Origin of the sequence: Pseudomonas sp. CM25, assembly GCF_013179705.1 — a bacterium.
In the GTDB taxonomy this organism is placed as follows: domain Bacteria; phylum Pseudomonadota; class Gammaproteobacteria; order Pseudomonadales; family Pseudomonadaceae; genus Aquipseudomonas.
This window is the reverse complement of sequence record NZ_JABMCW010000231.1, coordinates 1-9062: the sequence shown is the minus strand read 5'-3', so window position 1 is coordinate 9062 and position 9062 is coordinate 1. Positions and strand designations below refer to the sequence as shown.

Sequence of the window (9062 nt, the reverse complement as noted above, 5' to 3'; positions counted from 1 at the left end):
GGAAAAAATCGCCGGCAAGAAGATCACTGTAGTACCGATCCTGCGTGCCGGCATCGGCATGCTCGACGGCGTGCTCAGCCTGATCCCGGGCGCCAAGGTCAGCGCCGTCGGCGTCGCCCGCAATGAAGAAACCCTCGAAGCCCACACCTACCTGGAAAAGCTCGCGCCGGACATCAACCAGCGCCTGGCGCTGATCATCGACCCGATGCTGGCCACCGGTGCTTCGATGGTCGCCACCATCGACCTGCTGAAAAAAGCGGGCTGCAAGGAAATCCGCGCCATGGTGCTGGTGGCCGCGCCCGAAGGCATCGAAGCGGTGGAAAAAGCCCACCCGGACGTGCAGATCTACACCGCCTCGATCGACCAGCGCCTGAACGAACACGGCTATATCGTGCCTGGCCTGGGCGATGCCGGTGACAAGATCTTCGGCACCAAGCAAAAGGACGCCTGACCATGCAGGACGGCTTCAACGACCCGCTCTGGCGCCAGGTCGTTTCGGGCGCGCAGATGCTCTTCGTGGCATTCGGCGCGCTGGTGCTGATGCCACTGATCACCGGCCTCGACCCGAACGTCGCGCTGTTCACCGCCGGCATCGGCACGCTGCTGTTCCAGCTGGTCACCGGCCGTCAGGTACCGGTATTCCTGGCTTCGAGCTTTGCCTTCATTACCCCGATCATCCTCGCCAAGGGCCAGTTCGGCCTGGCCGAGACCATGGGCGGCGTGATGGCAGCAGGCTTCGTGTACACCTTCATGGGCATGATGGTGAAAATCAAAGGCACCGGTTTCATCGACCGCATGCTGCCGCCGGTGGTGATTGGCCCGGTGATCATCTCCATCGGCCTGGCCATGGCACCGATCGCCGCCAACATGGCCATGGGCAAAGGCGGTGACGGCGCTGCGCTGATGCCCTACCAGACCGCGATGCTGATCTCCATGCCCGCGCTGCTCACCACCCTTATCGTGGCGGTATTCGGCAAGGGCATCTTCCGCCTGGTGCCGATTATCTCCGGGGTATTGGTGGGCTTTGCCCTGGCATTCGCGTTCGGCGTGGTCGACACCGCCAAGATCGCCGCCGCACCGTGGCTGGAGATCCCCAACTTCACCGCACCGGCATTCAACTGGCAGGCCATCCTGTTCATCGTCCCAGTGGCCCTTGCACCGGCCATCGAGCATATCGGCGGGGTTATCGCGGTCGGTAGTGTGACCGGCCGTGACTACCTGAAAAAGCCCGGCCTGCACCGCACCCTGCTGGGTGACGGCCTGGCCACCACGGCAGCCGGCCTGTTCGGCGGCCCGCCCAACACCACCTACGCCGAAGTGACTGGCGCGGTGATGCTGACCAAGAACTACAACCCGAAGATCATGACCTGGGCGGCGTTCTTTGCCATCACCCTGGCCTTCATCGGCAAGTTCGGCGCGCTGCTGCAGAGCATTCCGGTGCCCGTGATGGGCGGCATCCTGTGCCTGTTGTTCGGCTCGATCGCGGCGGTGGGCATGAACACCATGATCCGCCACAAGATCGACCTGGCCGAAGCGCGCAACCTGGTGATCGTATCGGTAACCCTGGTATTCGGTATCGGCGGCGTACTGATCGGCAGCGGTGACGGCCCGGATGACTGGGGCCTGAAAGGCATCGCCCTGTGTGCCATCGTGGCCATCGCCCTGAACCTGATCTTGCCGGGCAATGATGGCTGGAAGCACAAGAAGCTGGATGATCAACAGCCTTGATCCCGCTTCAGGCTGATCTGGCCCTATCGCCGGCAAGCCAGCCCCCACAGGTACCCTACAGTTTTCAAGAACTGTGAGCACATTGCGGGAGCTGGCTTGCCGGCGATAGGGCCGGTACAGGCAACCTGTAAATCAGGCCTTTTCGCACATATCAGCCAACACCCTCACCCATTCCGGGTGATCGTTCAGGCACGGCACCAGCACCAGCTCCCGCCCGCCGGCCTCGATAAATTGCTCGCTGCCGCGCATGCCAATTTCTTCCAGCGTTTCGATGCAGTCCGCGACGAACGCCGGGCACATCACCAGCAGCTTCTTCACCCCTGCCCTGGCCAGCTCGTCCAGCCGCGCCTCGGTGTAGGGCTCGATCCATTTGGCCCGCCCCAGGCGCGACTGGAACGACACCGACCACTTGCCATCGGGTATGCCCATTTTCTGCGCAAAGGCCTTGGCCGTGGCCAGGCACTGCCCGCGGTAGCACACCGCGCGCATCTCGGCGCTGGCGTCCTTGCAGCAATCGGCTGCCTGGAAGTCATGCTTGCCAGTGGGATCCAGCTTCTTCAGGTGGCGCTCCGGCAAACCGTGGAAGCTCAACAGCAGATGATCGTAATCCTGCTCCAGGTACGGCCTGGCGCTGGCAACCAGTGCCTCGATGTAATCCGGATGCTCATAAAACGGCTGCAGCACGCGCATCTGCAGCGGCAATTGGCGCTGGCTGACCGTCTGTTTTGCCAGCTCGACCACAGTGGTCACCGTACTGTCGGCGAACTGTGGATAAAGTGGCGCCAACGTCACCTTGCGCACACCTTGGGCTGCCAGGCGCTCCAGCACATCGGGCAAGGCCGGCTGGCCGTAGCGCATGGCAATTTCCACCGGGCCATGGGGCCAGTGCGCCACCATCGCCGCCTGCAGGCGACGGGTCAGCTCAACCAGTGGCGAGCCCTCCTCCCACCAGATCGAGGCGTAGGCGTGCGCCGACTGCTCCGGGCGCTTGACCAGGATCAGCGACACCAGCAAGCGTCGCACCGGCCACGGCAAGTCGATCACATACGGGTCCATGAGGAACTGGTTGAGATAGCGGCGCACATCGGCCACCGAAGTGGAAGCCGGGGAACCCAGGTTGACCAGTAGCAAGGCGTGATCGGTCATGCAGCGTCCTATGTCAGAGGCGGCTGGACAAGTTGTCCAGGGCCGATTGCAGATCGTTGAAGCGGAAGGTGAAACCTGCGCCCAGCAAACGGGCCGGGCGCGCCCGCTGGCCGCCGAGCAGCAGGATGGACAGCTCGCCCAGGCCGGCCTTGAGCAACAGTGCCGGTACCGGCAGCAGTGCCGGACGGTGCAGGGTACGGCCCAGGCGCTTGGCAAACTCGCGGTTGCGTACCGGCTCCGGAGCGCAGGCATTATAAGGACCGCTGGTATCCTTGTGCTGCAAGAGAAAATCGATCAGGGCCACCTGGTCGTCGATATGAACCCAGGGCATCCACTGCCGCCCGTCCCCCAACGGCCCGCCCAGCCCCAGCTTGAAGGGCAGGCGCAGGCGCGACAAAAAGCCGCCATCGCTGGCCAGTACCAGCCCGGTACGCACCAGTACCACGCGAATGCCCTGGGCTTGGGAACGCTGGGCCGTTTCTTCCCAAGCGATGCACAGCTGACTGGCGAAGTCTTCACGCACCGGCGATGAGGCCTCGGTAAGCTCGCGCTCGCCGCCGTCACCGTACCAGCCCACCGCCGAACCGGAAATCAGCACTTCCGGGCGCTGCTCCCGGGTGCCCAGCCAAGCCTGCAACTGCTCGGTGAGGGTGATGCGGCTGGCCCACAGCAGGTTGCGCCGCGCAGCTGTCCAGTGCCGGTCGGCAATGGGTGCACCGGCCAGGTTGACCACTGCATCCAGGTGGTCGTCCGCCTCCAGCTGCTCCAGGCGGGCAATACCACGTACGCCAGTGCCGCAGATTTTCGCTACCTGCTCCGGTCGCCGGCTCCACACCGTCAGGCGATGGCCCTGGCCGAGCCAGTACTGACAAAGGTGCTTGCCGATCAATCCAGTACCGCCTGTCAGCAATATATGCATGGCTGTGTCCTCGCAGAATGCAGCGGTGGTCTATTTTTAACATCAAGGCACTTTTTTGACCCGACGCTCTCGGATAAACATAGGCCAACCTGCCCGCCAAGCGGAATAACCTTATACAAAAGTTGTGCATTGTACAGGTTTGCCTGACAGCGTAGTCTGCTCACAGCAAGGTTTGAAGAGGCCATCATGACAGTACCTATTGCCATCATCGGAGCCGGTATCGCCGGCTTGTCAGCTGCCCAGGCCTTGCAAAAGGCCGGGCAATCCGTGCACTTGTTCGACAAAGGCCACGGTAGTGGCGGGCGCATGGCCAGCAAGCGCAGCGAAGCCGGCGCCCTCGACCTCGGCGCCCAGTACTTCACCGCCCGTGACCGGCGCTTTGTCGAGCAGGTGCAGCAATGGGTTGCAGCTGGCTGGGCCGAACAGTGGAAGCCGCAGCTGTACAACTACCACAACGGCATACTCAGCCCCTCCCCCGACGAACAGACGCGCTGGGTCGGCGTGCCCCGCATGAGCGCGATTACCCGCGGCCTGCTCAAGGACGTCACGGTCAACTTCGGCTGCCGCATCGCCGAGGTATTCCGCGGCAAGCAGTACTGGCACCTGCAGGACACCGAAGGCTGCAGCCACGGCCCCTACAGCCGCGTGGTGATCGCGGTACCGGCGCCGCAGGCCACGCCACTGCTGGCGGCTACCCCGAAACTGGCCGCCGTGGCCGCCGGGGTACAAATGGAGCCTACCTGGGCCGTTGCGCTGGGCTTCCAGGCTGCGCTGGACACGCCGATGCAAGGTTGCTTCGTACAGGACAGCCCGCTCGACTGGCTGGCCCGCAACCGCAGCAAACCGGGGCGTGACGAGCAGCTCGATACCTGGGTGCTGCATGCCACGTCGGACTGGAGCCGCCAGCACATCGACCTGGCCAAGGAAGAGGTGATCGAGCAACTGTGGGGCGAATTCGCCGAACTGGTCGGCTGCGTAGTACCGGCCCCCACCTTCGCCCTGGCCCATCGCTGGCTGTACGCCCGCCCTACCAGTAACCATGAATGGGGCGCGCTGGCCGACGCCGACCAGGGCCTGTACGCCTGTGGCGACTGGTGCCTGTCGGGGCGTGTCGAAGGCGCCTGGCTCAGCGGCCAGGAAGCGGCGCGCCGACTGCTCGAACACCTCGAGTGACAGTGCCAGGCAAAAAAATGGTTTGCATAACGTCAGGGCTGTGCTGGAATAAACCTGTACAAAGCTTTATCCATGTACAGGTTTACTGGAGGCAGCCATGCACGACCCATCCGCTCACAGCAAGCCGCGCATCGCCATTAGCGCCTGCCTGACCGGGCACAGTGTGCGCTATAACGGCGGTCACAAGTCCTCCGACCTGTGCCGCACCCAGCTGGAAGCGCACTTCGACTGGTTACCGGTATGCCCGGAAGTGGCCATCGGCCTCAGCGTCCCCCGAGACCCCATCCGCCTGGTCGGCAACCCCGAGCAGCCGAAAGTGCTGGGCACCCGAAACCCAGACCTGGACGTGACCGGCCCGCTGCGCAGTTATGGCGAACAGATGGCCGCCCAAATGGACGACATCTGCGGCTACATCTTCATGCAGAAGTCGCCGTCCTGCGGCCTGGAGCGGGTCAAGGTGTACCAGGCCGACGGCCACCCTGCCTTCAACGCCGGCCGTGGGGTCTACGCCCAGGCGTTTTGTGCGCTGCGGCCCGATCTGCCCGTGGAAGAGGAAGGGCGCCTGCATGACCCGGTGCTGCGGGAGAACTTCATCAGCCGCGTGTACGCCTACGCCGACTGGCAACGCCTGTTGGTCGCTGGCCTGAGCCGAGGTGCCTTGGTGCGCTTCCACTCGCGTTACAAGTACCTGCTGATGGCCAACAATCCCCAGGCCTATCGCACCCTCGGGCGCCTGCTCGGCAGCATGAGCAAGGACGATGACCCACAGCGCATCGGCCCGCACTACTTCAGCCAGCTGATGCACGCCCTGCGCCGCTGTGCCAGCCGCGGCACCCACTGCAACGTGCTGCAGCACCTGAGTGGTTACTTCAAGCATGCCCTGACCCAGGAGGACAAGGTCGAGCTGGAGACCATCATCGCTCAATACCAGCAGGGTGTTGTGCCATTGGTGGTGCCGCTGACGCTGCTCAAGCACCATTTGCGCAAACACCCCGACCCGTACCTGCAGCAACAGGCCTACCTGCAGCCGCACCCGGAAAGCCTGGGTTTGCGCAATGCCGTCTGAAACCCTGCTACCCATCGGCGAACTGGCCCGGCGCACCGGCGTGAACCCGGTCACCCTGCGTGCCTGGGAGCGTCGCTACGGCCTGCTCAAGCCCCAGCGCACCGCCAAGGGACACCGCCTGTATTCGCTCGACCAGGTCGAGCGGGTCGAAGCAGTCTTGGCCTGGCTGCAACGCGGCGCCTCGGTAGGCCAGGTCCGTGAATTGCTCGACAAACCGACCACCACGCCGCCGAAAGGTGACTGGCAGGCCAGGCAAGCCCAACTGATCGAAGCCATCGCCAACCTGTCGCAACGCGCCCTCGACCAACAGCTCAACCAGGCAATGGCCCTTTACCCAGCGGTCACCCTGTGTGAGCAATTGCTGTTGCCGCTGCTCGACCAGCTCGATTTGCGCTGGCGCACCTACTTCAATGCGCGGCTTGAACAGGTGTTTTTCCACAGCTGGCTGCGCAGCAAGCTCGGCGCCCGCGTCTATCACGACAACCAGCTGCTGCAAGGCCCGGCCGTATTGCTGATCGAGGACAGCGAGCGCGCCTTCAGCCCTGGTTTGTGGCTTTGCGCCTGGCTGCTTACCAGCAACGGCATGCCGGTCGAGGTGCTCGAACAACCGCTGGCCGCGGCACAACTGCAAAGTGCGGTCAGCGCGCTGAGGCCTTGGGCGATGCTCATTCACCTGGGGCCACGCATCGACGACAGGGCTTTGTTGCGCACCCTGCAAGGCTTACCAGGCACCAAGCTGCTGGGCGGCGCCACGCTGGCGCTGCATGAAGCCCGCTTGAAAGCTTGCGGGCTGCCAGATCTTTTCCTTTTCGATACCCCGCAGGCGGCATTGCGCTTGCTTCAAGCACAACACCGCCAGCCTGTAGAGATGACAACACCATGCACCTGACCTGGCTGCGCAGCGACCTGCGCGTCGATGACAACACCGCGCTCAGCGCTGCCGCTGAACGCGGCCCGACCATCGCCCTGTGGCTGGTCAGCCCCGGGCAATGGCAGGCCCACGACGATGCGGCCTGCAAGGTCGACTTCTGGCTGCGCAACCTGCGTGAGCTGCGCCAGTCGCTGGAGCAGCTGAACATCCCCCTGCTGATTCGCAAGATCGATACCTGGGAGCAGGCACCGCAAGCCGTGCTGGAGGTATGTCGCCAACACCAGGTCGCCAGCGTGCACTGGAACGAGGAGTACGGCATAAACGAACAGCAGCGCGACGACGCCACGCGGGCGCTGCTGGAACAATCGTCGATCCAGGCCCACAGTCACCTTGACCAGTTGTTGTTCCGCCCGGGGACCATCCTCACCCGCAGTGGCGGTTATTTCCAGGTGTTCAGCCAGTTCAAGAAAACCTGCCTCGAACACCTGCACCGCAGCCTGCCTGCACTGGCCCCACGGGTGAAGCGTCAGGCGCCGCTGCAGATCCATAGCGACCCTATCCCGCAACAGGTGGACGGTTTCCAACACCCTGCACGCGCCCTGCGTGAACACTGGCCGGCGGGTGAGGCCGAGGCGCAGGGTCGGCTGTCTCGCTTCCTTGACGAAACCATCGACGACTATCAGCATCTGCGTGACCTGCCGGCCAGGCCCGGCACCAGCCAGCTTTCGGCCTACCTGGCCGCCGGTGTCATCTCGCCGCGGCAATGCCTGCACGGTGCCCTGGCCAGCAACCGGGGCGAGTTCGACAGCGGTAGCAGCGGCGTGCAGACCTGGATCAACGAACTGCTGTGGCGCGAGTTCTACAAACACATCCTGACCGGTTATCCGCAGGTGTCGCGCCACCGCGCGTTTCGCGTTCACACCGAAGCCCTGCCCTGGCGCGATGCCCCGGCGGACCTCGAGGCCTGGGAACAGGGTCGCACCGGCTTCCCGATCATCGACGCGGCCATGCGCCAGCTGCTGCATACCGGCTGGATGCACAACCGCTTGCGCATGGTCGTGGCCATGTTCCTCAGCAAGAACCTGCTGATCGACTGGCGCAAGGGCGAGCGGCATTTCATGCGCCACCTGATAGACGGCGACCTTGCCGCCAATAACGGCGGCTGGCAGTGGAGCGCGTCTACCGGCACCGACGCAGTGCCCTATTTCCGCATATTCAACCCGGTTTCACAGTCGCAACGCTTCGACCCACAGGGGCGTTTCATTCGTAAATGGGTACCTGAACTGGAGGCGCTGGATGAAAAAGCCATTCATTTACCAGTGAAGTCGGCCGATCTTTTTGCTAATAATTTGTATCACAGCCCAATAGTCGAACTCAGTAGCAGTCGCTTGCGTGCACTGGAGGCTTTCAAGAGCCTGCCACGCCAGCAGCATTAGGGGAAAAACGTCTTGACTAACTCACGCAGTTTTTGGGTTACGGGCGCAAGCAATGGACTTGGCTTGGCTTTGGTGGAACGGATGCTGGAACAGGGGCATCGCGTTGCCGCAAGTGGCAAGGATGAAGAGGCACTCATGACATTGGGCGCTCGCTATGGCAGCCAGCTATTGCGCTTGCCTTGGCAGCTGCATGACGAAAAACAAGCGGCCAGCGCCGGCCAGCAGATAGGCCATGCCTGGTGCACGCTGGATGGCCTGATCCCCAATGCCGGAACCACTGACTATCTGTCGGATGATCTGGCGGACAGCGAGCTGATCGAGGCGATCGTCACCAGCAACCAGCTAGCGGGGGAGCACTGCCTGGCCAGTGCATTGCCTTTGCTGGCCAAGGGTCACTCGCCGCAGGTGATGGCGGTGTTCAACCGCTATTCGGCGCTGCAGCTGTATGCCCCAACCCAGGTGACAGCGGGTTGGAACAACATGCCGCAGTGGATGCGCGAGCAGCGTCAGGCGCTGAAGGCTCAGGGGATCGGGTTGACGGTAGTGGGGCCGCAGTCGTTGAAAACACCGGTTACGCCGGCACCTGCGATACCAGAGGAATGGACACCGCACAGTGCGGCAGATGTTCTGCTGCAGCGCTGGCCGCAGGCTGAACCAGAGCTGGTGCTGGAAACCCTGGACCTTACTAGCTTGTGGCCCCTTTCGCGCCGATAGCGGAAATAG

General features: G+C 63.3%; 9 protein-coding genes. 7 read left to right on the top strand and 2 right to left on the bottom strand.

The window, feature by feature from the left end; translation table 11 throughout:
• Together upp and HP546_RS20910 are read left to right on the top strand one after the other, a co-directional pair.
• The coding region (upp, locus tag HP546_RS20915) for a uracil phosphoribosyltransferase (protein ID WP_172229007.1) at positions 1–451 on the top strand (451 nt) is incomplete at its 5' end.
• A gap of 2 nt (positions 452–453) precedes the next feature.
• Positions 454–1728: a uracil-xanthine permease family protein gene (locus tag HP546_RS20910; RefSeq protein ID WP_172229005.1), complete on the top strand. Its 1275-nt coding sequence runs from the start codon at positions 454–456 to the stop codon at positions 1726–1728.
• A gap of 132 nt (positions 1729–1860) precedes the next feature.
• Here HP546_RS20910 and hemH read toward each other — a convergent pair whose 3' ends face one another.
• Together hemH and HP546_RS20900 are read right to left on the bottom strand one after the other, a co-directional pair.
• Positions 1861–2874: a ferrochelatase gene (gene hemH / locus HP546_RS20905; RefSeq protein ID WP_172229003.1), complete on the bottom strand. Its 1014-nt coding sequence runs from the start codon at positions 2872–2874 to the stop codon at positions 1861–1863.
• Between the two features lie 13 nt (positions 2875–2887).
• The gene (locus tag HP546_RS20900; RefSeq protein WP_172229001.1) at positions 2888–3793 is read right to left on the bottom strand and encodes a TIGR01777 family oxidoreductase; all 906 of its coding nucleotides are present in this window, start codon (positions 3791–3793) and stop codon (positions 2888–2890) included.
• A 186-nt stretch (positions 3794–3979) separates the two neighbouring features.
• Here HP546_RS20900 and HP546_RS20895 point away from each other — a divergent pair, with 186 nt between their 5' ends.
• The 5 genes from HP546_RS20895 (at position 3980) to HP546_RS20875 (ending at position 9053) form a co-directional block, all read left to right on the top strand.
• Positions 3980–4966, top strand: a complete 987-nt coding sequence (locus tag HP546_RS20895; RefSeq protein WP_172228999.1) for an NAD(P)/FAD-dependent oxidoreductase — start codon at positions 3980–3982, stop codon at positions 4964–4966.
• 97 nt (positions 4967–5063) lie between these two features.
• Positions 5064–6032 carry a DUF523 and DUF1722 domain-containing protein gene (locus HP546_RS20890; RefSeq protein ID WP_172228998.1) on the top strand — a complete coding sequence of 323 codons (969 nt, stop codon included), beginning with the start codon at positions 5064–5066 and terminating at the stop codon, positions 6030–6032.
• Complete coding sequence (locus tag HP546_RS20885) at positions 6022–6921, top strand: MerR family transcriptional regulator (protein WP_172228996.1); 900 nt, start codon at positions 6022–6024, stop codon at positions 6919–6921. The genes HP546_RS20890 and HP546_RS20885 overlap by 11 nt, the downstream gene beginning before the upstream one ends.
• Positions 6912–8339, top strand: a complete 1428-nt coding sequence (gene phrB / locus HP546_RS20880; protein ID WP_172228994.1) for a deoxyribodipyrimidine photo-lyase — start codon at positions 6912–6914, stop codon at positions 8337–8339. The genes HP546_RS20885 and phrB overlap by 10 nt, the downstream gene beginning before the upstream one ends.
• A 12-nt stretch (positions 8340–8351) precedes the next feature.
• A complete protein-coding gene (locus HP546_RS20875; RefSeq protein WP_172228992.1) occupies positions 8352–9053 on the top strand; it encodes an SDR family oxidoreductase in 702 nt (233 codons plus the stop codon).
• Positions 9054–9062: the final 9 nt, after the last annotated feature.

What these genes read in the sequence shown, in the direction of transcription:
- HP546_RS20900 (WP_172229001.1), bottom strand. Translation starts at nt 3,793, where the DNA reads ATGCATATATTGCTGACAGGCGGTACTGGATTGATCGGCAAGCACCTT.
- HP546_RS20895 (WP_172228999.1), top strand. Translation starts at nt 3,980, where the DNA reads ATGACAGTACCTATTGCCATCATCGGAGCCGGTATCGCCGGCTTGTCA.
- HP546_RS20910 (WP_172229005.1), top strand. Translation starts at nt 454, where the DNA reads ATGCAGGACGGCTTCAACGACCCGCTCTGGCGCCAGGTCGTTTCGGGC.
- HP546_RS20890 (WP_172228998.1), top strand. Translation starts at nt 5,064, where the DNA reads ATGCACGACCCATCCGCTCACAGCAAGCCGCGCATCGCCATTAGCGCC.
- HP546_RS20885 (WP_172228996.1), top strand. Translation starts at nt 6,022, where the DNA reads ATGCCGTCTGAAACCCTGCTACCCATCGGCGAACTGGCCCGGCGCACC.
- hemH (WP_172229003.1), bottom strand. Translation starts at nt 2,874, where the DNA reads ATGACCGATCACGCCTTGCTACTGGTCAACCTGGGTTCCCCGGCTTCC.
- phrB (WP_172228994.1), top strand. Translation starts at nt 6,912, where the DNA reads ATGCACCTGACCTGGCTGCGCAGCGACCTGCGCGTCGATGACAACACC.